Origin of the sequence: Arthrobacter sp. ISL-30, assembly GCF_018613855.1 — a bacterium.
GTDB lineage: Bacteria > Actinomycetota > Actinomycetes > Actinomycetales > Micrococcaceae > Arthrobacter.
On the sequence record NZ_JAGGPK010000033.1, the window covers coordinates 17,041 to 38,033 of the forward strand.

Genomic DNA, 20,993 nt, shown 5'->3' on the forward strand with positions numbered 1-20,993 from the left:
GTACATGATGCGTGAATACACCATGGAATGTAACGTCAGCGTATGGAAACTCTCACGCATGCTCCTGTGCTGGCGAGGTTCGGCTATGCAGTGTCGGACCCGCCGAGGGCCAAGATCCTGCTGGCATTATCCGAATCGCCTGCTTACCCGTCCGACCTTGCCGATTCCCTGGGAGTGTCTCGGCAGAGCATGTCTAATCATCTGACGTGCCTTCGCGGGTGCGGCCTCGTGGTGGCCGTCCCCGACGGCCGACGTACCCGCTATGAGCTCGCGGACGCGAAGCTGGGCCATGCCGTCAGGGATTTCATCGATGTCGTTCTCGCCGTGGATCCCGCCTGCTGCGCCCCGGACGGGCAGTGCATCGCATGACGGCTCTACAGCTTGGAATTAACGCTGCACGACGGGCCGTCCTGAGCCGTCGGGTCCGGTTGTTCGCTGCCGCGACCATCACCTACAACGTCGTCGAAGCCATCGTGGCGCTCTGGGCCGGTGCAGTCGCCGATTCCTCAGCGCTGATCGGATTCGGACTGGACTCCGTGATTGAGGTTGCCTCCGCTGTGGCCTTGTCCTGGCAGTTCTCGGTCAAGGACCCCGAACGGCGCGAACACCTGACCTTGCGGATCATCGCCGTGTCCTTTTTCGCGCTGGCCGTGTTCGTCGCATTGGACGCCATCCGGTCCCTGACCGGCGGCCGTGAAGCCCAGCACTCGGGCGCCGGCATTGTCATCGCGGCGCTGAGCCTGGTGATCATGCCGATACTGTCCTGGCAGCAGCGACGCGCCGGGCGGGAGCTGGGATCCAGGACGGCCGTGGCTGATTCCAAGCAGACGCTCCTGTGCACTTACCTATCTGCTGTGCTGCTGGCCGGCCTGACCCTGAACAGCACGTTGGGTTGGCGGTGGGCCGATGCAGGGGCTGCGCTGGTAATCGCGGTTATTGCCGTCCGTGAGGGCATCAACGCGTGGCGCGGTGACGTGTGCTGCACCGTGCCCCATACGGGGCAGGCCTCGGAGCAGGCAGAAGCAGATGGGTGCGGTGCTGCCCACAACACCAGAATGGTTGCTTATCACGCGGAAACTGATGGTTGCTGTACCAGACCGGCATTGGTCGCCCCGGCAGCCGTGGAAGGAAGCGGCGGGGCGTCCGGAATTGTGCTCTTGGCGTTGGGTGGCACAAAGAAACCCGGTGTCGCCGCTGATGTTTGCTGCGATGGCTGTGGCGCGGACGCAGGGCGGCAGGCCGCCGGGCCCTGTCGCAGGAAAGAGCAGGCGTGACGGAGTACGAACTGCGCATCATTCCTGACTGCCCAAACAGTGACGCGGCCATTCACTTGTTCCGCCAAAGCCTCGAAGCCGAAGGCGTACCCGCCGCACAGCTGGGCGTCCGGGTCGTCCGCACCGAGGACGAAGCAACAAAACTCGGCTTCCATGGCTCTCCATCGTTTGTGGTCGATGGCCAGGACCTCTTTCCCTCGGAGACTGCCCCGGCAATCACCTGCCGCGTCTACCGGTCTGCACAAGGACTGGCAGGACTCCCAGCCCCCGAGTCCCTGCGCACAGCCGTGCGAAACGCCCGCACCAGCCTGCGATGATTGCCCCGTGACGATTGCTAAGACTGTTGTGTTGTTTGTCCTGGCCGCAGTGGCTGAAATCGGCGGAGCGTGGCTCGTCTGGCAGTCGGTCCGGGAGGGCAAGGACTGGTGGTGGGCCGGTCTTGGTGTTCTGGCATTGGGCTTTTACGGGTTTGCCGCAACCTTGCAGCCGGACGCCCATTTCGGCCGGATTCTTGCCGCATACGGCGGGGTGTTCGTGGCCGGTTCCTTGGCATGGGGCATGATTTTTGATGGGTTCAGGCCAGACCGTTGGGATGTCATCGGGTCAGTGATCTGCCTCTTGGGAGTGGCCGTAATCATGTTCGCCCCACGCAGCCAGGGCGGCTAGGCCCTGGCCGACGACACAGAGGGCGGCTGGCTCAGGCGACGCGGCGAGTGCCGCCTGTGAAAATGGACTGTACTCGACAATTTTTTGGCCCGGGCGATCTAACCACGGTGGCCATATCTTTCCCTTTTACTCAGAGGAACGGATCGATCTGGAGCTGGCGGAAGCGTTCGAGGTTGTCTTCAAGGCCCCAGGCCTTGGCTATCAGGCCGTCTTCAAAGGTGAAGAAGTACACCTCATCGATATTCTCAAAGCGCAGCCCGGTAGGGGGATGCCCCAACCAAGGGCCTATATGTGTTCCTGAACAGCGGAATCTGACCGCGATTGCGTCCTGGCTGGCAACCACTTGCACGATCTGCATCCGGGCGTCGGGGAACGAGGCACGGAAAGGTTCGATCCATCGCCGGGCAACCGGAGCCATTCGTGGCACGTAGAGTTCGTCCACCACACCAAGGTCACCCCCGGCCAGGACTTCCTCGACGAGGCGGGTTATCACTGTGATCTGCGCCTGACTCATGTTGCCGCCTCCTAATGGCTTCTCAGTCCTTGGGAATATGCCCGTGCGTGGAGCTGGTGTACAACCGGCAGCGGATGCTGAAAAAGCTCCAACGCGTCACCGCCGCCCTGGGACGAGGACTAACCCGGGAATCAGAAGAGTCCCTATCCTTTGAAGATGGCCTTCCCTGACCGCTGGGATCCCTTCTTCCAGCCCGTGATGACCGTGGCGGAGGCTTACGCCTGAGGGCGGCCGCGGTGTAGTCGATGCCGCGGGCCAGCAGCAGGGCGATGATGTTGAACGTGACGGCGTAGAGCGTGAAGGCCGCGAGGGCCAGCGTGGCCTGGAGCATCAGGAACCGCCGGTCCCGAGTGACCGCGCGGATGCCTGCATGGCGCTGGTGATGTCCTTGCGCGGGGAGTGGGACCAGCGGGCGTTGAAGAAGAACCAGTGCAACGGGACTGTGACGGCGACCATGATCCCGGCGAGTACAAGGTAGGTCCCGCGCCAGCCGAGCGGTTCGTTGAGGTAGGCGGTCAGCGGCGCGAACACCGTGGAGGCGAAGCCTGCGACCAGGGTCAGGACGGTCAGCGGACGGACCCGCGCGGGGCCGTACCAGCCGGTGATCCCGGCGAAGGACGGCTGGTACAGCACGGCCGCCTGGGCGGTCCCGGCGACCAGGCAGGCCGCGATGAACCAGGGCAGGGCCGGTGCGGTGCCGACCAGGACGAGGGCCGCTGTGCCGAGCACGGCGCCGGCGGTCATGACTATGCGCGGCCGTGGCGGTCCAATCCAGCATCCGCCCGACCCGGATTCCGGGCAGGGCCGAGACGATTAGCCCGGCGGAAAACGCTGCCGTGATGGCGGTGTCGGACTAGCCGGTGTCTGCGGTGATCGGGCGGATGGAGACGGGAAGTGAGTAGTACAGCAGGCCCCAGCTGGTGGTCTGTGCGGTGCACAGGGCGGCCAGGCCGCCGGCGGGCGGGTCGCTCATTGGGTGCCGGTGAGCGTGCTGCGCCGTTCAAGGAGCAGTGTGTCCTGCCAGTGCCCGGCGTTCGGGCCGTGGCCCATGCGGGCGATCTTCTCCCGGATGCCGACGACGCGGAACCCCAGCCGCTCGTGCAAGGAGAGGCTGGCGGTGTTTCGGGAAAGATGCTGGACTGGATGGTCCAGATCCCGCCGGCCTCGGTCGAGTCAATCAGCGCCCCGAGCAGGATGCGCCCCACGCCGCGTCCGCGGGCCTGGGGTGCGATGTAGATGGAGTGCTCCACGACGCCCCGGTACACCTCCCGGGCGGAAACGGGGGAAACCGCGGCCCAGCCCAGAACCCGGGCCCGGTCGTCGGCGACGAGCCGGTGGCCGCAGAGCCGGCCGGCGTCAAAGGCCTCCCATGTTCGCGGTTCGCTTTCGAACGTCGCCTGCCCGGTGGCGATACCGGCAGCGTAGATGGAATGGACAGCCTCCCAGTCCGCGGCGCGCATCTGTCGGACAGCCACAGGGGTATCGGGTCCGGCTGCCCCTTGGAGGGCCGGGGTGGTCACAGGCCGGTGAGGAGCCCGGCGGTCCGCTCCAGCGCACCCGGGACCAGGGAATAGTAGGCCCAGGTGCCGCGCTTTTCGCGGTGCAGCAGACCGGCATCGACCAGGATCTTCAGATGGTGGGAGACGGTGGGCTGGCCAAGATCCAGCGGCGCCGTCAGGTCGCACACGCACGACTCGCCGGATTCATCCGCCTTGACGATGGAGAGCAGCCGCAAACGGTTCGGATCGGACAGTGCCTTGAAGACGAGGGCTTTCTGCCTCGCATCCTCCTCGCTCAACCCGGCAGCCGAAGGTGCGCAGCAGGAGGCATCGGCCGCCGGTGCAGCTGTTTGCAGAGAGCTCATGTCCCCATTATGCCTCCATATTGACATTCATCAATATTCAGGTGAGTGGGGCGGCGGGCTCCTTCAAAGTTCGCTGGCCAGTTCCTGGACTGCGGCATCGATCTGGTTCCGCAGCGGCCGGATGCCCTCAATGTCCCAGCCAAGGGGATCGGGGAAGGACCAGCCCACGAGCCTTCCGGCGGGCGGGGCGGGGAGTTTGAGGCCGGGCTTCATTGTGACCACAACGTCCGCTTCACGCAGATCCGCTTCGGTGACCCGCCGCGGGATGCGGCCGCTGATGTCGATGCCGAGTTCGCCCAGTGATGTGGCCACGGCTTCGCTGACGTGTTCGGACGGGTCGGTTCCCGCGGAGCGGACTTCGAACCGGTCTTTGGTCCGGTGTGCCATGAGGGCTGAGGCGAGCTGGGAGCGGCCCGCGTTGTGCTCGCATAGGAACAGGATGACTTGTTTGCTCACAGGCCCGCCCGTCATGAGCCGGACTTCTCGGCGTTGTGGGGGATGACAACATCGTCGGCGGATTGGCCCACAGACGGGAACAGGACAAGCAGCAGACCCATGCCGGCTGCCGCGCCGAGCAGCTGTGCGAGGACGAAGCCGGGAACGGAGCCAGGTGCGATGCCGGCGAAGGTGTCGCTGAACATGCGGCCGACCGTCACGGCCGGGTTCGCGAACGAGGTCGAGGACGTGAACCAGTAGGCGGCTCCGATATAGGCGCCGACAGCCGGGGCGGCGAGGACGCCGCGGGAGGTACGGGCCAGGGCGAAGATCAAAAGGATCAGCCCGGCGGTAGCGACGACCTCGCCGAGAAGATGCCCGCCGGTCACCCGCTCCTTGCTGGACATGGAGGTTCCCACGTCGAACATGGCGTTCGCGAGCACGCTTCCGCTGACCGCACCGACGGTCTGGGCGGCCACGTAGGTGCCCAGCTCCGGCAGGGTCAGCCCCGCACCGCTGCGCCGGCCGAGGATCCAGTCTGCCAGTGAGACCACGGGGTTGAAGTGGGCGCCGCTGACCGGCCCGAGCATCAGAATCAGCACGGTCAGGCCGAACACGGTGGCGGTGCTGTTTTCGAGCAGCTGCAGGCCGACGTCGCCCGGGGAGAGCTGTTCGGCTGCGATCCCGGAGCCGACGACGATGGTCACGAGAAGGCTGGTGCCGAGCAGTTCGGCGATGGCACGGCGCCACAGCGGCGGCTGGGAGAGATTCATGGCACCAGCTTGACCTAAAGAAGTACCTCAGTCAAACTTGAGACAATGAGTACTGAGCGAATTGACCTCGGGATGCGCGTCGCCAAACATGCTGCCCTGGCCGACGCAGCGCGCTTGCGCATCGTAGACCTCCTGACTCTGGGGGACCTGTCCCCGACGGAGCTTCAGGCCGAGCTGGGAATGGCTTCGAACCTGCTCTCCCACCATCTGCGCACTCTGGAAGACGCGCAGCTGGTGACCCGGCACCGCTCGGAGGCGGACAGGCGCCGAAGCTACATCCGGCTCGCCGCCGGCGCCCTGGACGGGCTTGCCCCGGGGGCTGAATATGGCACTCGCCGCATTGTTTTCGTCTGCACCCGAAACAGCGCCCGGTCGCAGCTGGCTGCCGCGCTCTGGCAGCAGGTCAGCGAAATCCCCTCCGCCTCCGCGGGAACACATCCCGCAGACCGGATCGCCCGGGGCGCCATCGACGTCGCCAGCCGCCACGGCCTCAACCTGCCGGACGCGGCTCCGCGCCGCCTCGACCAGGTCCTGGGGGAAGGGGACTTCATCGTGACCGTGTGCGACAACGCCCACGAGGAACTGACAGGCCTCGGGGGCGTGCATTGGTCCGTCCCCGATCCCGTTCGGCTGGGAACCTCCGAGGCGTTCGAGCGCGCCTACGAGGATATCTCCCGCCGCATCGATGACTTCGTGCCGCGCCTTACCGCGGCCTGACCTCCGTTCATCGCAGGCGAAGCGGCATGAAACCACATTGACATCCATCAATGTTCGCGGTGATACTCCATATATCGACCCTCATCAATATTTCCTATGGTCGACGGCGAGCACGGAGACATCAACGAGGCCAGCACTACCCGACCGTTATCAACATCAACACCAGGAGAATCCCCGTGAGTACCGAAACCGCCAAGAAGCCCTCCGTCCTGTTCGTCTGTGTCCACAACGCCGGCCGTTCCCAGATGGCCGCCGCGTTCCTGACCACCCTGGGCAAGGGCGAGATCGAGGTCCGCTCCGCGGGCTCCCAGCCCGCTGACAAGATCAACCCCGCAGCGGTCGAGGCCATGGCAGAGCTGGGCATCGACATGTCTGCCGAGGTCCCCAAGGTCCTCACCACCGAAGCCGTTAAGGAATCCGACGTCGTGATCACCATGGGCTGCGGCGACGAATGCCCGTACTTCCCCGGCAAGCGCTACGAGGACTGGGTCCTGGAGGATCCCGCGGGCAAGGGCGTTCAGTCCGTCCGACCGATCCGCGACGAGATCAAGACCCGCATCCAGGACCTGATTGCCTCCCTGGCCCCCGCCGCCAAGTAAACGACCCTCCCAACTTCCAGGAGCACCACGTGAGCACCAAAGACAGCGCCCAGAGCCCCAAGGCAGTGAACGCCGAACAGCTGATCATCATCGGCTCCGGCCCCGCCGGCTACACCGCGGCGGTCTACGCCGCCCGGGCCGGCCTGAAACCGCTGGTGCTGGCCGGCTCGGTCACTGCCGGCGGCGCGCTGATGAACACCACCGAGGTGGAGAACTTCCCCGGTTTCCCGGGCGGCGTTCAGGGCCCGGAGCTGATGGACGGCCTGCAGCAGCAGGCCGAGAAGTTCGGCGCCCAGGTGGTGTTCGACGACGCCATCGAGGTCCAGCTGAAGGGTCACCTCAAGCGCGTTGTCACCGGCGGCGGCGAGACCTACGAGGCCCCGGCCGTCATTCTGGCCACCGGCTCCGCGTACAAGGAACTCGGCCTGGCCGAGGAAAAGAAGTTCAGCGGCCACGGGGTCTCCTGGTGCGCCACCTGCGACGGGTTCTTCTTCCGCGACCAGGACATCATCGTGGTGGGCGGCGGTGATTCCGCGATGGAAGAAGCCACCTTCCTGACCAGGTTCGGCAAGACGGTGACCGTCGTCGTGCGCAAGGACGAGCTGCGCGCCTCCCGCATCATGGCCCAGCGGGCCAAGGACAACCCGAAGATCAGCTTCGCCTGGAATTCTGCCGTCACGGCGATTCACGGCGATGGCAAGGTCAGCGGCGTCACCCTGACGGACACCCGCACCGGCGACACCCGGCAGCAGCCCGCCACCGGGCTGTTCGTGGCGATCGGGCACGTGCCGCGGACCGAGCTGGTGGCGGGGCAGGTGGAGCTGGACGCCGAGGGCTACATCAAGGTGGATTCGCCCACCACGTGCACCAACCTCTCCGGCGTGTTCGCGTGCGGGGACGCAGTGGACCACCGCTACCGCCAGGCCATCACCGCCGCCGGCACCGGCTGCGCTGCTGCCCTTGACGCCGAGCGCTACCTCGCAGCGTTAGAGGACGCGGACAGCATCGCTACGGCGCTGGTCGAGGAACCCACCCACGCCTGAATCCCTGAGCAGGGGAGGGGGTGAGCTGAATGAACAGAGGATGCTGCGGCGACTCAGGCTGCTGCGACGAGGATCAGAACTGCTGCTGCTAGGCACCACCCCCGAGGCCTGCCGGCCCCGCTCCACCACGAACAGGGCCGGCAGGCCCGGCCCCACACACCACTGACCGATAAGAGAGGAACACCATGGATGGACAGACCAGCCTTCCCGTCGCCATCATCGGCGCCGGCCCCGTCGGGCTCGCCGCCGCCGCGCACCTGCTCGAACGCGGCCTGGAACCGCTCATCCTGGAAGCCGGCCCCACCGCCGGTGCGGCCATCGAACAATGGCGCCACATCCGCCTCTTCTCCCCGTGGCGATACAACCTCGACGCCGCCACCGTCCGCCTCCTCGAGGCCTCCGGCTGGGAAACACCGCGCCTGACTGCGCTGCCCTACGGCGGCGAGCTGGTCGACGACTACCTGGCACCGCTGGCAGCGCTGCCCGCGCTCAGCTGCCGGCTGCAGACCGGCGCCCGGGTCGTCTCCGTGACACGGCAGGGCATTGACAAGACCCACTCCCGCAACCGAGAGAACACCCCCTTCACCGTCCGCGTCCAAGACACCGATGGCGCCGTCCGGGAGATCACCGCAGCGGGGGTCATCGACGCCTCCGGCACTTGGTCCACACGCAACCCGCTGGGCACCTCCGGCCTCCCGGCCAAAGGTGAGAGTGCCGCCGACGGGCGGATCTCTTCACCGCTTCCCGACGTCCTTGGCCGGGACCGGGACTCCTTCGCCGGATGCCGCGTGCTCGTCGTCGGCGCCGGCCACTCCGCGGCCAACACCCTGATCAACCTCGCCGACCTGACCAAAGCCGAACCCGGCACCACCATCCTGTGGGCCATCCGGGGCGCCTCCGCCGCGAAGGTCTACGGCGGCGGCGACCTTGACGGGCTGCCCGCCCGCGGCCAGCTCGGCTCCCGGCTCCGCCGCCTCGTCGAAGCCGGCACTATCGAACTGCACACCGGATTCGGCATCAGCTCCTTCAAATCCCTCGACTCCCACGTCACCATCGAGGCCGTCGACGGCCGCACCCTGGACGCGGACATCATCGTCCCCTGCACCGGGTTCCGGCCTGACCTGGACATCCTGCGCGAACTCCGGCTCGAACTGGACCCGGCCGTGGAAGCACCCCGGGAACTCGGCCCGAACCTCGGGCTCCCAGAGACCGGGGTGTGCTCCACCGACGCCGGCAGCAGCTGCGACGTCCCCGCCGCCGCCACCGCCAGCGCAGGCTCCGAAGCCGACGGGTGCTGCACAGTCCCGGAACCCGTGCTCATCGGATTCCAGACCGGCCTGGCTCACGGCCGCTCCGGCAACAACTGACACCCTCCGTCGGCCCAAGTAGAACGGACACATGCGATGACTGAACAGCCCAACACGCTGGGCCTGAAGGACAACACCGTGCTCCTGCACCGGATCAGTGACCGCCTCGCTGAACGGTTCTCGGGCATCTTCACCGCCGAAACCGTCGAACGCTACGTCTTCGAGTCCTACACCGCCCTGGCCCGAACCGCGAAAATCAGCACCTACCTGCCGGCCACCACCGAACACTTCGCCAACGACCGCCTCAACGCCCTGGCCGAACCCAAAGGCGCCTTCGCCTCCGAGGTCCCCGAAGTGCTCTTCGTCTGCGTCCAGAACGCCGGCCGCTCCCAGATGGCCGCGGCCCTGCTGAAGGTCGAAGCCAAAGGCCGCATCAGGGTCCGGTCCGCGGGATCCCTGCCAGCTGCAGAACTGGACCCCGCGGTGGTGACGGCCATGGCCGAAAAGGGGCTGGATCTCTCCAGGGATTACCCGAAACCCCTCACCGACGATGTCGTGCGCGCCTCTGACATCGTGATCACCATGGGCTGCGGCGACTCCTGCCCGATCTACCCCGGCAAACGCTACGAAGACTGGGACCTTACCGACACGGCCAACCAGTCCCTGGACACCGTCAGGGACGTCCGCGACAAAATCCACGACCGCGTTAAGGCGCTGGTCGCCTCGCTGTTGAGAAACTCCGACCTGCGCAAGGGAGAAGCCCCCTCATGACCGATTCCGCAACCGCGACGTCCGAAACCGGAAAGAAGCCGGCAGTCCTGTTCGTCTGCAGCAAGAACGGCGGCAAGTCCCAGCTCGCCGCAGGCCTCATGCGGCAACTGGCGGCCGGCAGCGTCGACGTGTACTCCGCCGGCACCAGACCCGGCAAAGACCTCAACCCCCTCGCCGTCGAATCCCTCACCGAACTCGGCATCGACGTCGGCGGGGAACACCCCAAACCCGTTAGCGACGAGGTCATCGACGCCGTTGACGTCGTAGTCGTGCTCGGAACCGAAGCCAGGCTCGACCCGCGCGAAGACACCAGGTTCGAACTCTGGGAAACCGACGAACCCTCAGAACGCGGCATCGAAGGCATGGAACGCATGCGGCTCGTCCGCGACGACATCAAAAACCGCGTCCAACAGCTCTACGCCACCCTCACCGGCACGCATGGGGCATAGAAACCGCAGCACCAGAGAAAACGGCCCGCGCTGAGGGTGCATCTGATGGTTCCGCTGGCCAGCGGGACGGGTACGGATCAGGCCCCTTCCCTGGCTTACCGGACAGGGGCCTGATCGGGATGGCGTGCGTCAGTGACCGGCGCTAAGCTTTCCCGCGAGCCGTTCGCGCATGAGGACGCTGGCGTCGTTCAGCCCGATAATTTTCACGTTCTTGCCGTGGTGGTGGTACTTCTCGGTGATCGCATCGAGGGCCGCGATGGTGGAGGCGTCCCAGAGGTGGGAGGCGTGCCTGTCGATTACCACGTGCTCCGGGTCCCAAGGCGTACTCGAACTGCGTGTAGAGGTCGTTGGACGAGGCGAAGAAGAGCTCACCGTCCACAACGTACGTGGCCGTTTCGTGCCCGTTGATCACCTTCACGCTGCGGGAGGAGGCCCTTGATGACAGCAAGAACAAGCAACTCCACCATGCATATAGGTGAGCTGGCGGGAACGGACGGGCTTGTCGCTGAGGACTATCCGGCACTATGACGAGGTGGGCCTGCTCCCGGCCTCTGCCCGCACCGACGGCGGCTTTCGTGTGTATTCAGAGAAGGACTTTGAACGACTCACGGTTATCAAGCAGATGAAGCCCCTTGGATTCTCGCTGGAGGAAATGGCGGAGATCCTCGGTATCTTGTCTTCGAGCGACGGTGGGTCGGACGAGGAGGCGGGGCGCCTTGCCGAGTTCCTGGAGAAGGCAGTCCATCAGCGGGCCAAGATGGCACGGAACCTGGCCCAGGCAGACGATTTCATTCAAAGGCTCGGCGGCCAAGCTTAATCAATCGTGGGTGCCCTGGCCGTGAATGGGTTAGGGGTGGCCCGCGCGCAGCGCTCCGTGCGTGCGTGCCAGCCGCTCCCGCAGGCGCGTGTTTTCTTCGGTGAGCTTCCTAATGCGTTGGTGGGCAAGTTCAAGCCGCCGATGCATGATGCTTCCGACGCCCGAACAGATGATCCAGTGGGTGAAGTCTTGCTCGGCTGGCTCCGCTGCTGCTGCTGTTCCAGCAGGTCCGGTTGCATGTAAAGCAAGGAACGTGAGACCTCGGCCGTTCTGGCCAGCCCGCTGACGGTCGCGGCTTGGCTGGTCTGATCCAGCTGCGCCAGCGTACTTGTGCCACGAGTCCTACTGCAACCGGTACCGCGTCGCGGCCCGTACCTCCAACACACCGGATTCCTCCAGCGGCAACTCTGGTTTTCGCACTATCGCCCTAGGCAACTAAGCGGCATTGAACGTTTTCGCGAGAGCTTGGTAGGAACGGTCGGAATCACAGTGCTCGCGAGACAAAGCTGCCGCACCCCCGCAGGGCGCTCATTGACCGCCATGGCTCTGAGCTTCATCCAGTCTTGGGGAAAGGAGCCGAATTCCGTGTTTGCTCTGTGGAGAGCTTGTCGAACCAAGTCTTGAGCCTCGTCGTGAGGTGCGCCTTCGACCTTGTCGGGCCGCGCCGTGGTGGACGATGACGAACTGCTGCGGTCAGGTGAACGCATGCTTCAGGCGGAAGGAAAGTGGTCCCGGTCCGTGTAGGAGCCGGGTCGGGTTGCTGCACCGGCCTCGCATGTGCAGTTGCTGTCCACTTCCAACTGGAGAGTCACGGATCCACCGCCTTCAAACTGGAGGACGACGGGCTCGCGATCGGTGGTTGAAACGCGAAGGACGGTTCCTTTGGGGGAGATTGCAGACATGGCTGTCCTTTCGTGAGCTTCTTGGGCTCAATAGGGTGGGGTTTGTTACTGGGTGGGATCTGTTGGAGTGGGTTCAAGGCTCAGGTCAGGGAGTCCAGCACTCCACGCACAATCGTGGCTGCGGCACCGAGGTAAGCGAGGACGATCAGCAGGATCTGAGCCGCCCTGGTGGGAACGTATTTTGCAGCGATGTCACCGAGCACTAGTCCGGCGAGGCAGGCCACGGCAACGGCGAGCCACATGGTCCAGGGGAGCACCGGAAATGTATTCGGGGCTGAAACTGCCTTGGAAGCCAGGGAGAAGGTTCCGATAGTAAGAAAGTACGGCTGCATCGTGGCGGCGAAGGACTTGTGGTGCCACCGGGTGGCGATGGAATATATGCTGACCGCTGGTCCCCCCACACCGGCCGCCGTATTCATGAAGCCGCTCAAGCCGCCGGCAGTGAAGAGGTAGCGGCGGCGTGCAGGCAGCGTGGCGGACTTCAGGACGAGCAGGACGGTCAGCCCCGCTGCGAGGATGACGCCGATGGAGATTTCCAGCACCGCCGGCGGGACCAGCCTGATGAGGATCGCGGCTGGGATGATCCCTAGCAAGGCCGAGGCTGCCAGGGCTGCGTACCGTTTCCAGTCGATGTCCCGCACCACCCGGAAAATGATGGCCCCGGCCGTGACGGCGCCGCACAGGTTGACCAGGACCACCCCTTCGACCGGGCCCAGGAGCAGGACCAGGAAGGGTGCGGCCACCAGGGCGAAGCCCATTCCGGTGATGCGCTGCATCCCGGCACCCATGACGACGGCGGCCAGCACCAGCCCGGTGGTCAGCATTTACGGCCTCCAGGCCACGTACTGGACCTCCTCGAATTCCTCCAGTCCCAGGCTGGATCCCTCGCGGCCGAGGCCGGACTGCTTGGCGCCGCCCATGGGGGCGAAGGCCACGGAGGGAAGGGGATCGTTGACGCCGACGATGCCGGCTTCGAGGCGTTCGGGGACGTCCCAGCCGCGCCTGGGGCTGCCGCTCCAGATGTAGGCGGCGAGGCCCATTTCCGTGGCATTCGCCTTCCTGACCGCGTCCTCCTCGGAGGAGAACGTGACCACGCCGGCCGCCGGGCCGAACACCTCCTCAGTCACCAGCGGCGCATCGTCTGGAACATCCATCAGGAGTGTCGGGGCCAGAAACGTGCCCCGCCCGGGAACGTCGGTCCGCTGCGTGACGCGGCGGGCGCCGCGGTTCAGGGCGTCATCCACGAGTTTCTGCACGGCGGACACACGCTCGGCGTCGATTACGGGACCAAGGTCCGGCATCGGTGCGTCGCCGTCGGGAACGCCGTGGCCGATGCTCATCGCGTCGAAGCGCGCGCCCAGCTTCCGGGCGAACTCTTCGGCGATGCTGTCCTGGACCAGGAAGCGGTTGGCGGCTACGCAGGACTGGCCGGTGTTGCGGAGCCGCCCCAGGACCGCGCCCTCGACGGCAGCGCCCAGGTCGGCGTCCTCGAAGACGATGAAGGGCGCGTTGCCGCCGAGTTCAAGCAGGGGGCGGACCACGCGTTCCGAAGCGGCGGCCATGATCTGGCGGCCCACGCCGGTGGAGCCGGTGAAGCTGACGGCCCGCACGGCCCGGTGCCGGAGCAGAGCGGCGGTGATGTTCCGGGAGGGGCCGTGTACCAGGTTGACGACGCCGGCGGGGAACCCGGCGTCGTGCAGGACCTCGAACAGGCCGGTGGCGGCGAGCGGCGCCTTTTCGGAAACCCGGCCCACCACGGTGCAGCCGGCTGCCAGCATGGCGGCGAGCTTGCGCGCCTGGATGGATACCGGGAAGTTCCACGGGGTGAGGCTGAGCGTGACGCCTATGGGTTTGCGGAGGCTGAGGTGGCGGCGGCCCTGCAGTTCGGGTGGGCTGATAGTGCCGGTGGCGCGGCGCGCTTCCTCGGCGAACCAGCGGAAGTACTCCACCGAGAAGTCCACTTCGCCCTGGGCTTCGGGGAGCCGCTTTCCGGCTTCCAGCGCCAGGGTGTGAGCCAGCTCGTCGCGGCGTTCGGCCAGCAGGTCGGCCGCATTATGGAGCAGGTCGGCCCGGCTGCGGGCGGTCGTCCGGGACCAGGTGCTGAAGGCTTCGGCAGCAGCATCAGCGGCCCTTGTCGCATCCTCCGCAGTTCCCCATGCCACCTCACCCACGGTGCTACCGTTTCCGGGATCCGTAACGTCCTTGGACGTTCCGGCGGAGTGCCAGGTGCCGTTCACCAGGTGTCGGGCTGATTTCAGGTTCACGTTGTGTTGCCTTTCGTTGGCTAGGAGAAATCCATCACTGCGGGGCGGGCGCGGCCGCCCACGCTCAGCATGGGCCAGTCAGGATCGGTTGTCAGGATGCGCGGGCCGTTGTCGGTGACCAGGAGGGTGTCTTCCACCTTGAATCCGGCCCCGGACGGGTTCCAGCCCAGCGCCATGGCGGCGGAGAGTTCAACGTCGGTGCCGGGGTTTGCGATCAGCTCGCGGGGGTTGAAACCGGTCAGGCCGCCTTGGTGGTGCCGCCGCCACTCCTGGGGGTCGAAACCGTTCAGGCCGTATGCTTCCGCGCCGCGGCGGAAGACCTCGCCTAGGACGGCGCCTGGCTTGCTGGCGTCCAGGAATTCCTGTTCCACCCGCAACAGCGCCTGGTACTCTTGTGCGTCTCCGCCCAGCGGACGGAAGGACGCCATCCGGGTGATGGTCCCCACCATGCCGTTGCGGCGGCCGCAGCATGCCACCATCACCCTGTCCGTGACGGGCAGGGCGGTGGCCAACGGGTGGCGGTGGGCGCCGATCCGCTCGTCGCCGCCTACGAAGAGGGCCACCGTTTCGATGCCCTCGTCCAGCAGCGCCGCCACCAGGGAACCGGCGATGTGCTGTTCGGCGTCGCCGGGGCGGATGGCAGAAACCACGCGGCCGGTGATCCGAGCCAGGTCCGTGCAGACCTCGGCGAGGGCTTCCTGCTGGCCGGCAGTCAGCACCCGGCGGATGGCGGCAAGCTCGGCCGCGGCGTCGGTGCTGTCGGACAGACCCGGCAGATCGGTCAGGACGCCAGCTCCGGAAGGGAGCCGGGCGGACCGGTCCTCCATCCAATCGACTGCGTCGAAATCCACCACCCGCCCGGCGAACTCGACGTCCCGCAGCCGCGGCGCCTCAATTACGTTCGTGATGATCCGCACGTCACCTCCCGAACCGGAACCGGGCCCGCCCCCTGGCACATTGGGGCCAAGGCCCGAGACTACGACATCAAAACAGGACATGTTGAGAGTCTGCGGCACGTGCCACCTGGCTCCGGTAAACCATGAGAGGTTCAACGGGTCCCGCAAAACCACGGTGTGGGCGTCGTGCCTCGCTGCCAGCTGACGAAGGGAATCAAGCTGGGCTTCCCAGCCGCTGCGGACACTGTCGTCCGTCGTGCTTGTGCTCATCCCTTGCTGGCTCCGGCGGTGATCCCGGCAACGAAGTAGCGCTGGAGGAAGACGTAGGCCACCACCACGGGCAGGGAGGCCAGGATGACGCCGGCGAACAGCAGCGGGTAATTGGTCTGGAACTCGCCTTGGAAGCTCAGCAGCGCCAGCGGCAGGGTCCGGTTGCCCGGGGACTGGATGAACAGCAGCGGGTACAGCAGTTCGTTCCAGTGGATCACGAACAGGAAGATCGCGGCTGCCGCTACGGACGGTGCAGACAATGGCAGGGCGATGGATGTATACGTCCGCCAGGGTCCGGTGCCGTCGATGGAGGATGCTTCATAGAGTTCCTTGGGCAGGGTCCGCATGAAGCCGCCCAGGATGAACACGGCGATGGGCAGGGTGGACACCACATTCGCCACCACCAGGCCAGCCAGGTTGTCCAACAGACCCAGCCGCCCGAACAGAACATACAGCGGCACCATATTGGCCTGGGCCGGGATGGCCATGCCCAGGACCAGGAAGCCAAAGATGGCCCAGGATATGAAGCCTTTGAGCCGGGACACGGCGTAACCGGCGAGGCTGGCCAGGAACAGGGTGAGCGGCACGGAGATGGCGGTGACGATGACGCTGTTCATGAACGACGAACCAAGGTTCTGGCCGGCGATCACCTCCGCATAGTTGGCGGGGGAGAGGGACTGCGGCAGGCTGAACGGTCCGGCGAAGAGTTCCTGGGTGGACTTGAAGCTGCCGAACCCGACAACGGTCAGCGGAACGATGATGATGACCGCGTAGATCCCAAGAATCGCGCGGCGGCTTACGGAGGCAAGCATGCTGTCATTCCCCCTTCGGGGTCAGCCGGAGCAACCGGCGCTGGAGCCAGGTCACCAAGGCGATCATCCCCATGAAAATGATCGACTGGGCAGCGGCGTAGCCGAACTCCGAGTTGGCAAAGGTGCTGTAGATACGGGTGGAGAGAATGTCCAGGGAACCCTTGGGCGGGTTGCCCGCGATGCCTAGGATCAGGTCAAAGGCCTTGAACGACTGGACCGTGGTGTAGGCCACCACGATCGACGTCGCCGGGGCCACGAACGGCCAGGTGATGGACTTGAACTGCTGCCACCTGTTGGCGCCGTCCATCTCCGCAGCTTCATAGAGTTCCCGCGGGATGGATTGCAGGCCCGCGATGTACACCACCATCATCTGCCCGGCGTGGAACCATACTTGGGTCACGGCTACCCAATACAGGGCCTGGGCGTTGTTGCCGAGGTAGGAACCCTGGAGGGATTCCAGGCCTACAGCGCCCAGGACCGAGTTGGCCAGGCCGAAGTTGGGATCGTAGATGAACTTCCAGATGAAGGCCACGGACACGGAGGACAGGATGGTGGGGAAGAAGAACAGGGCACGGAGCAGGATGCTGCCGCGGGAGTTCTTCGTCAGGAGCAGGGCGAGCACCAGGGAGAACGCCGTCTGTGCGATCACCACCAGCAGCACAAACTTCAAGTTGTTCGTCAGTGCGTTGGTGAACAGCGAGTCCCCGGTGAAGGCGCGGATGAAATTGTCCAGCCCCACATAATTGAAGGCCGCGGAGAAGCCGTTCCAGTCCGTGATGGCGTACTGGAAGGCCTGCAAGGTGGGCATCAGCAGGAAGAAGGCAATGACGGCGACCGCGGGGAGCGGGAAGAGGTACAGCGCGGGATTCACCCGAGTGGGTGAGCGGCGGCGCACCTTGGTGGCGCTCGGTTCTGGATGGCTGTGCGGCGCCTTCCGCTTCGCAGCCGTCCCGATGTGGGTGCTCATATCCGTTCGTCAACAATCTTCTGGGCGGCTTCGGCTGCCTGCTCCGGGCTGGCGCCGGAGATGACGGCGGTGGCGCTGGCCTCGACGGCGTTGCGGACGTCCAGGTTCAGGAACTGGAACCTCGCCGCGAGTGCGGTCTTCTTCTCCAGCCAGGGGCTCAGGCGCTTCAGGTCCGTGTTGGTGTACTCCACGTTGTTAACGGACACATGCTGCGCCGTCTGGTTGGCGTAGTAACCGGCGTTCTCGGGCTCGGAGAGGAAATCGATCCACGCTGCCGCGGCGGCCTGGTTCTTGCTGGCGGAGTTGACGCCCAGGATAAACGTGGCGTTGTAGACGCCCTCGTACTTGGCGTTGCCGTCCGAGGTGTTGGGGAACACCAGCTCCATGGGGAACTGGGCGCCCAGGCCCCGGACTGCGGCGATGTGGTACGAGCCGGTGGCCAGCATGGCCGCCTTGCCCTGCGAGAACAGGTTCTGCGCCGGCTCCACCGCCGTGCCGGTGGCGTTGGGCTGCAGGTACGGGACAAGGTCCTTGTACTGTCCGAGCATCTTCAGGAACCAGTCGTCCGTAACCTTCAGTTTGCCCTGTTCGATCTGGGCGCACATGTCGTCCACCGGAGCGTTGTTGGCGATCATGCAGTTAAACAGCTGGCCGCCGTTTCCAACGTCGCCGCCTGGCCAGGAGATGGGGACGACGCCGGAGGCCGCCAGCTTTTCACACATGCCCAGGAAGGCGTCCCAGTTTTTGGGCGCGATCTCGGCTCCGGCCTTGTCGAAGAGGTCCACGTTGGCCAGGGGCATGGGGAACACCACCTGGTAGGGCAGGCCCAGCTGGCTCTCGCCGGACTGCCCCGCGGAAAGCAGACCCGGCTGGTAGTTGGCCACGGCCTTGCTGTCCTTGAGTTCGGTGTAGATCCCCGCCTCGGTGAAGTTCTTGAACTGGGCGCCGCGGAAGGTGGCAAACGCGTCGCCGATGGAGCCCCCGCGCAGCTTCTGCAGGGCTTGGGCGTTGTAGTCGTTGGAGGTGGAGATGTCCTGGGCCACCTCAACGCCGTCGTGCAGTGCCTCGAAACGCTTGATGAGCTCGTCGAACACCGCCTTGTCCTCACCGCGCCAGTGCGCGAAGGACACCTTGCCGGTGATGTTGCCGGTGGCGGGAGCGGCCGGCCCGGTGGCGCCGCCAGGTGCCGTGGAACCGCCGGGTCCAGCGCACGCTGCCGCGGTGGCGCCGAAGCCCAGGGCTCCGAGAAGGGCAATGGCCTGCCTGCGTGAAATCTGACTCACAATAATCTCCTCGTTGAGTGTTTGCTTTGCCTATGTGCCGGCTGCGCAGGGCGTCACCACTCGGTGACGGGAATCCCCAGGAGGTCGGCCGCGGTGCGGAGCTGGGGACGGATGTCCTTCCAGGCCAGCACCGTGTGATGGGGGAACCCGCCGACTACCAGCGAGTTCACGAATGCGCTTGCATCCACGTCCAGCTGCACCTCTGCAGTGTTGCCCTGAAAGTGGTTGGGCGCGGGGATCGATTCGCCAGCGCCAAGAAGGAGCCGGAGTCCGCCACCGCCGTCGTTGTTCTCGGTGAGGCGGGCCATAACCACGGGGCCGGTCTTGAGCGGGAAGTTCCCTGCCACGCCGATCTTGCGGTTGCAGTGGGTGAACTGGGTGGCGTCACCCGGGTCGGCGGCCAAAGCTGTGGCTGCCGAGCCGCAGTGCCAGAGCCGCACGCTGTTGTTGTCCGTGTTCAGGTCCACAGTGTCCACCAGGTAGGTGGGTCCGGAGCCCAGCGACTGCATCAGCAGCATGGTCACGGCGCCGTAGACGTCGCGCTCGCAGGCGGTGGGCGTGCCTTCGTCAGCGATGCGGGACAGGGAGGAACAGGGGCACACGCCGCGCTGGGTGGGGAATTCGGGCCAGCAGCGGACGGCGATGGCGGAAAGGTCCTCGGCGGATCCCCATTCGCGCATGGCCACTGTAGTGGCTGCGGAGCGTGTAACCTCCTCGGCGTTCACCGAGTTGAGGCTGGGCTGCGCGGCGCGGGCGGCCTTTTCCTCGGCGTCGCACTGGGACGGGGAAACGTCGTCGATCTTGCTGAACATCTCGTCGATGCTCAACTGTTCCACCTGCAGGCCGAAGAGCTTCTCCAGTAGTTCGGGATCGAACTGGCTGGGGGTGAAGCCGGGGGGTGCTTCGGACACAAGGCCCAGGCGCTGGCCCTTCATGCCTAGCAGCGATGCTCCCACGGCTTCCTTGTCCTTGGCCCGTTCACGCTGGACCGGTTCCAACGTGGTGCCCGAGGGTAGGGTGCCGCTCAGGGCGTCGCGCAGCACAGCGGCCACGTTGTCCTCGTCGGGGTTGCCGTACATTAGCCGGACGGTGCCGCCAGCGCGGACCAGGGCGTGGGCGTAGAGGTTGGAGCCGCACAGCGAGTTGAGCCAGAGCCTGTCACCCACGGGGCCCGGTTCGCGGAAGGACCACAAGAGGACGGGCCCGTTCAGGTCCGCGTAGAGTGCAAGGGCGGGGGAGGCGTCGGAGAAACTGGCGCAGACGTTGACCACCAAGTCGAACTCCTCCTGCAGGTACGGCAGGGCCGCCTCGATGTCTTCGGGGGTCATCACCAGCTCGCGGGGGCCGATGACTTCGGCTCCCAGTTCTTCTATCAGGGTGCGGGCGGCTTCGGCGTAGCGGCGGGCGACGTCCACTACAAAGGTGGGCCGCGCCGTCGCGATCATCAGGACGCGTTTGGGCGCGCCGGTGGTGCTCATGCATGGGTCCTTTGGGTGGAGACGACGTCGTCCACCACGGCGCAGAGGCGCTGCAGCCGCCGGACGGCGTCGGTGGAAAGGGATTCGACGACGTCGGGGGTACCGATGCAGGACGCCCAGACGGCGCGTCCGGAGAGGAAGCCGCTGGCGCCTTCCATGCAGGCCCACCGCACGGCCTCGGGGAAGACGTCCTCGGGGACACCGGAGGAGAGGACAACCCAGGGCCCGTCGATAGCCCGGGTGAGTTCGGCGCAGGCTGCCCGGACGTCAGCTTCGGGGGCCCGGCCATGGAAGGGGACCTCGGCCTTGTACAGGTCCGCGCCCAGGCTGCCGAGTTCCTTGGCGGCTGCCAGGATGCCGGCGTTCCAGTCGAAGTCGCCGCCTGCCAGGGGCTTGCGGGAGACGGGTTCGATGATGCTGATGAGCCCTGCGGACTGACACCGCTCAACGAATTCGCGGACCATCTCCACCCGGCCCTCGGCGGGCTCATCCGGGCGGTACAGCACTAGCAGCTTGAGGGCCTTCACGCCCAGGGCCGCGTACTTGTGCGGATCTACCAGCCGGTCGATGGTTACCTCACCCACCAGTTCGCCGTGGGCGGATTCAAAGTGGTCGGCGGAAGCGATGAGTCCACAGCCGGGGTCCACCACGCCGGCCTCGATGGCCTGGTCCAGGGCGAACTGGCGGTCGATGAGGATGCCGGAGGCGTATGGGGTAAGGATCTGGGCGGCCTTGAGCTTGAATTCGCGCAGATCCTCGTCGGTGACGGGCTGGTCCGTGTGCTCGGCAAACATGTTGCGCATGGCTTCGCGCTGGTCCACGGCGAGCATGGCGAAGGCACCGGACGGGCGTTGTAGCGGGGAAAGGTCGGTGGGGCTCATGGGCTGCTTCT

At 65.8% G+C, this 20,993-nt stretch carries 26 protein-coding genes and 3 pseudogenes; 12 read left to right on the forward strand and 17 right to left on the reverse strand.

Annotated features, from left to right (window positions below):
- The first annotated feature begins 42 nt into the window (after positions 1–42).
- From J7E82_RS13825 to J7E82_RS13840, 4 genes are read left to right on the forward strand one after another with little or no spacing between them, the layout of a single operon-like run.
- On the forward strand, positions 43–369 hold the full coding sequence (locus J7E82_RS13825) for a helix-turn-helix transcriptional regulator (RefSeq protein WP_214863608.1): 327 nt from the start codon (positions 43–45) through the stop codon (positions 367–369).
- Entirely contained in the window at positions 366–1,274 is a 909-nt protein-coding gene (locus tag J7E82_RS13830; RefSeq protein WP_251041882.1) for a cation diffusion facilitator family transporter, read from the forward strand. The genes J7E82_RS13825 and J7E82_RS13830 overlap by 4 nt, the downstream gene beginning before the upstream one ends.
- A complete protein-coding gene (locus J7E82_RS13835) occupies positions 1,271–1,591 on the forward strand; it encodes a hypothetical protein (RefSeq protein ID WP_214863610.1) in 321 nt (106 codons plus the stop codon). Before J7E82_RS13830 ends, J7E82_RS13835 begins: the two co-directional genes overlap by 4 nt.
- A gap of 7 nt (positions 1,592–1,598) precedes the next feature.
- Positions 1,599–1,940: a YnfA family protein gene (locus J7E82_RS13840; RefSeq protein WP_214863612.1), complete on the forward strand. Its 342-nt coding sequence runs from the start codon at positions 1,599–1,601 to the stop codon at positions 1,938–1,940.
- 130 nt (positions 1,941–2,070) lie between these two features.
- Here J7E82_RS13840 and J7E82_RS13845 read toward each other — a convergent pair whose 3' ends face one another.
- The 7 genes and pseudogenes from J7E82_RS13845 to J7E82_RS13870 form a co-directional block, all read right to left on the reverse strand.
- The gene (locus J7E82_RS13845; RefSeq protein WP_214863614.1) at positions 2,071–2,454 is read right to left on the reverse strand and encodes an ester cyclase; all 384 of its coding nucleotides are present in this window, start codon (positions 2,452–2,454) and stop codon (positions 2,071–2,073) included.
- Between the two features lie 22 nt (positions 2,455–2,476).
- Positions 2,477–2,785, reverse strand: coding sequence for a hypothetical protein (locus J7E82_RS20735; protein WP_251041883.1), 309 nt, complete (start codon positions 2,783–2,785; stop codon positions 2,477–2,479).
- The gene (locus J7E82_RS20740) at positions 2,785–3,198 is read right to left on the reverse strand and encodes an MFS transporter (protein ID WP_251041884.1); all 414 of its coding nucleotides are present in this window, start codon (positions 3,196–3,198) and stop codon (positions 2,785–2,787) included. Before J7E82_RS20740 ends, J7E82_RS20735 begins: the two co-directional genes overlap by 1 nt.
- A gap of 225 nt (positions 3,199–3,423) precedes the next feature.
- A pseudogene (locus J7E82_RS13855) lies at positions 3,424–3,914 on the reverse strand (N-acetyltransferase family protein).
- A gap of 56 nt (positions 3,915–3,970) precedes the next feature.
- Complete coding sequence (locus tag J7E82_RS13860) at positions 3,971–4,318, reverse strand: metalloregulator ArsR/SmtB family transcription factor (protein ID WP_214863616.1); 348 nt, start codon at positions 4,316–4,318, stop codon at positions 3,971–3,973.
- 63 nt (positions 4,319–4,381) lie between these two features.
- On the reverse strand, positions 4,382–4,774 hold the full coding sequence (locus J7E82_RS13865; RefSeq protein ID WP_308113828.1) for a low molecular weight phosphatase family protein: 393 nt from the start codon (positions 4,772–4,774) through the stop codon (positions 4,382–4,384).
- Between the two features lie 11 nt (positions 4,775–4,785).
- The gene (locus tag J7E82_RS13870; RefSeq protein ID WP_214863619.1) at positions 4,786–5,526 is read right to left on the reverse strand and encodes an MIP/aquaporin family protein; all 741 of its coding nucleotides are present in this window, start codon (positions 5,524–5,526) and stop codon (positions 4,786–4,788) included.
- Between the two features lie 45 nt (positions 5,527–5,571).
- On the opposite strand from J7E82_RS13870, the gene J7E82_RS13875 reads away from it, so the two are divergent.
- From J7E82_RS13875 to J7E82_RS13900, 6 genes are all read left to right on the forward strand, one after another.
- Positions 5,572–6,243: an ArsR family transcriptional regulator gene (locus J7E82_RS13875; RefSeq protein ID WP_214863621.1), complete on the forward strand. Its 672-nt coding sequence runs from the start codon at positions 5,572–5,574 to the stop codon at positions 6,241–6,243.
- A gap of 176 nt (positions 6,244–6,419) precedes the next feature.
- Positions 6,420–6,842, forward strand: a complete 423-nt coding sequence (locus J7E82_RS13880) for an arsenate reductase ArsC (protein ID WP_214863622.1) — start codon at positions 6,420–6,422, stop codon at positions 6,840–6,842.
- 65 nt (positions 6,843–6,907) lie between these two features.
- Positions 6,908–7,885 (forward strand): thioredoxin-disulfide reductase, encoded by a 978-nt coding sequence (gene trxB, locus J7E82_RS13885; RefSeq protein ID WP_214863702.1) that lies wholly within the window; start codon positions 6,908–6,910, stop codon positions 7,883–7,885.
- A 185-nt stretch (positions 7,886–8,070) separates the two neighbouring features.
- Positions 8,071–9,252 carry an FAD-dependent oxidoreductase gene (locus J7E82_RS13890; RefSeq protein ID WP_214863624.1) on the forward strand — a complete coding sequence of 394 codons (1,182 nt, stop codon included), beginning with the start codon at positions 8,071–8,073 and terminating at the stop codon, positions 9,250–9,252.
- A gap of 36 nt (positions 9,253–9,288) precedes the next feature.
- On the forward strand, positions 9,289–9,963 hold the full coding sequence (locus J7E82_RS13895; protein ID WP_214863626.1) for an arsenate reductase ArsC: 675 nt from the start codon (positions 9,289–9,291) through the stop codon (positions 9,961–9,963).
- Positions 9,960–10,412, forward strand: a complete 453-nt coding sequence (locus J7E82_RS13900; protein WP_214863628.1) for a low molecular weight phosphatase family protein — start codon at positions 9,960–9,962, stop codon at positions 10,410–10,412. The genes J7E82_RS13895 and J7E82_RS13900 overlap by 4 nt, the downstream gene beginning before the upstream one ends.
- A gap of 129 nt (positions 10,413–10,541) precedes the next feature.
- Here the strand turns inward: J7E82_RS13900 and J7E82_RS13905 are convergent.
- Positions 10,542–10,821, reverse strand: a pseudogene (locus J7E82_RS13905) (STAS domain-containing protein); the annotation flags it as partial.
- A 123-nt stretch (positions 10,822–10,944) separates the two neighbouring features.
- On the opposite strand from J7E82_RS13905, the gene J7E82_RS13910 reads away from it, so the two are divergent.
- Positions 10,945–11,229, forward strand: a complete 285-nt coding sequence (locus J7E82_RS13910; RefSeq protein WP_308113829.1) for a MerR family transcriptional regulator — start codon at positions 10,945–10,947, stop codon at positions 11,227–11,229.
- Positions 11,230–11,551: 322 nt separating this feature from the next.
- Positions 11,552–11,668: pseudogene (locus J7E82_RS20745) on the forward strand (formylglycine-generating enzyme family protein); the annotation flags it as partial.
- A gap of 271 nt (positions 11,669–11,939) precedes the next feature.
- Here J7E82_RS20745 and J7E82_RS13915 read toward each other — a convergent pair.
- The 9 genes from J7E82_RS13915 to J7E82_RS13955 form a co-directional block, all read right to left on the reverse strand.
- Positions 11,940–12,131, reverse strand: coding sequence for a hypothetical protein (locus J7E82_RS13915; RefSeq protein ID WP_214863630.1), 192 nt, complete (start codon positions 12,129–12,131; stop codon positions 11,940–11,942).
- A gap of 80 nt (positions 12,132–12,211) precedes the next feature.
- Positions 12,212–12,955, reverse strand: coding sequence for a sulfite exporter TauE/SafE family protein (locus tag J7E82_RS13920; RefSeq protein WP_214863632.1), 744 nt, complete (start codon positions 12,953–12,955; stop codon positions 12,212–12,214).
- Positions 12,956–14,395: an NAD-dependent succinate-semialdehyde dehydrogenase gene (locus J7E82_RS13925; protein WP_214863634.1), complete on the reverse strand. Its 1,440-nt coding sequence runs from the start codon at positions 14,393–14,395 to the stop codon at positions 12,956–12,958.
- A gap of 20 nt (positions 14,396–14,415) precedes the next feature.
- The gene (locus J7E82_RS13930) at positions 14,416–15,561 is read right to left on the reverse strand and encodes a Xaa-Pro peptidase family protein (protein ID WP_214863636.1); all 1,146 of its coding nucleotides are present in this window, start codon (positions 15,559–15,561) and stop codon (positions 14,416–14,418) included.
- Positions 15,558–16,373: a carbohydrate ABC transporter permease gene (locus J7E82_RS13935; protein WP_214863638.1), complete on the reverse strand. Its 816-nt coding sequence runs from the start codon at positions 16,371–16,373 to the stop codon at positions 15,558–15,560. Before J7E82_RS13935 ends, J7E82_RS13930 begins: the two co-directional genes overlap by 4 nt.
- Positions 16,374–16,377: 4 nt before the next feature.
- Positions 16,378–17,340, reverse strand: coding sequence for a carbohydrate ABC transporter permease (locus tag J7E82_RS13940; RefSeq protein WP_214863640.1), 963 nt, complete (start codon positions 17,338–17,340; stop codon positions 16,378–16,380).
- Positions 17,337–18,623 carry an extracellular solute-binding protein gene (locus J7E82_RS13945; RefSeq protein WP_214863642.1) on the reverse strand — a complete coding sequence of 429 codons (1,287 nt, stop codon included), beginning with the start codon at positions 18,621–18,623 and terminating at the stop codon, positions 17,337–17,339. Before J7E82_RS13945 ends, J7E82_RS13940 begins: the two co-directional genes overlap by 4 nt.
- A 53-nt stretch (positions 18,624–18,676) precedes the next feature.
- Positions 18,677–20,101, reverse strand: a complete 1,425-nt coding sequence (locus J7E82_RS13950) for a hypothetical protein (RefSeq protein WP_214863644.1) — start codon at positions 20,099–20,101, stop codon at positions 18,677–18,679.
- The gene (locus tag J7E82_RS13955) at positions 20,098–20,982 is read right to left on the reverse strand and encodes an aldolase (RefSeq protein ID WP_214863646.1); all 885 of its coding nucleotides are present in this window, start codon (positions 20,980–20,982) and stop codon (positions 20,098–20,100) included. The genes J7E82_RS13950 and J7E82_RS13955 overlap by 4 nt, the downstream gene beginning before the upstream one ends.
- Positions 20,983–20,993: the final 11 nt, after the last annotated feature.

What these genes read in the sequence shown, in the direction of transcription:
- J7E82_RS13825 (WP_214863608.1), top strand. Translation starts at nt 43, where the DNA reads ATGGAAACTCTCACGCATGCTCCTGTGCTGGCGAGGTTCGGCTATGCA.
- J7E82_RS13830 (WP_251041882.1), top strand. Translation starts at nt 366, where the DNA reads ATGACGGCTCTACAGCTTGGAATTAACGCTGCACGACGGGCCGTCCTG.
- J7E82_RS13845 (WP_214863614.1), bottom strand. Translation starts at nt 2,454, where the DNA reads ATGAGTCAGGCGCAGATCACAGTGATAACCCGCCTCGTCGAGGAAGTC.
- J7E82_RS20735 (WP_251041883.1), bottom strand. Translation starts at nt 2,785, where the DNA reads ATGCTCCAGGCCACGCTGGCCCTCGCGGCCTTCACGCTCTACGCCGTC.
- J7E82_RS20740 (WP_251041884.1), bottom strand. Translation starts at nt 3,198, where the DNA reads ATGACCGCCGGCGCCGTGCTCGGCACAGCGGCCCTCGTCCTGGTCGGC.
- J7E82_RS13860 (WP_214863616.1), bottom strand. Translation starts at nt 4,318, where the DNA reads ATGAGCTCTCTGCAAACAGCTGCACCGGCGGCCGATGCCTCCTGCTGC.
- J7E82_RS13870 (WP_214863619.1), bottom strand. Translation starts at nt 5,526, where the DNA reads ATGAATCTCTCCCAGCCGCCGCTGTGGCGCCGTGCCATCGCCGAACTG.
- J7E82_RS13875 (WP_214863621.1), top strand. Translation starts at nt 5,572, where the DNA reads ATGAGTACTGAGCGAATTGACCTCGGGATGCGCGTCGCCAAACATGCT.
- J7E82_RS13890 (WP_214863624.1), top strand. Translation starts at nt 8,071, where the DNA reads ATGGATGGACAGACCAGCCTTCCCGTCGCCATCATCGGCGCCGGCCCC.
- J7E82_RS13895 (WP_214863626.1), top strand. Translation starts at nt 9,289, where the DNA reads ATGACTGAACAGCCCAACACGCTGGGCCTGAAGGACAACACCGTGCTC.
- J7E82_RS13900 (WP_214863628.1), top strand. Translation starts at nt 9,960, where the DNA reads ATGACCGATTCCGCAACCGCGACGTCCGAAACCGGAAAGAAGCCGGCA.
- J7E82_RS13915 (WP_214863630.1), bottom strand. Translation starts at nt 12,131, where the DNA reads ATGTCTGCAATCTCCCCCAAAGGAACCGTCCTTCGCGTTTCAACCACC.
- J7E82_RS13920 (WP_214863632.1), bottom strand. Translation starts at nt 12,955, where the DNA reads ATGCTGACCACCGGGCTGGTGCTGGCCGCCGTCGTCATGGGTGCCGGG.
- J7E82_RS13930 (WP_214863636.1), bottom strand. Translation starts at nt 15,561, where the DNA reads ATGAGCACAAGCACGACGGACGACAGTGTCCGCAGCGGCTGGGAAGCC.
- J7E82_RS13935 (WP_214863638.1), bottom strand. Translation starts at nt 16,373, where the DNA reads ATGCTTGCCTCCGTAAGCCGCCGCGCGATTCTTGGGATCTACGCGGTC.
- J7E82_RS13940 (WP_214863640.1), bottom strand. Translation starts at nt 17,340, where the DNA reads ATGAGCACCCACATCGGGACGGCTGCGAAGCGGAAGGCGCCGCACAGC.
- J7E82_RS13950 (WP_214863644.1), bottom strand. Translation starts at nt 20,101, where the DNA reads ATGAGCACCACCGGCGCGCCCAAACGCGTCCTGATGATCGCGACGGCG.
- J7E82_RS13955 (WP_214863646.1), bottom strand. Translation starts at nt 20,982, where the DNA reads ATGAGCCCCACCGACCTTTCCCCGCTACAACGCCCGTCCGGTGCCTTC.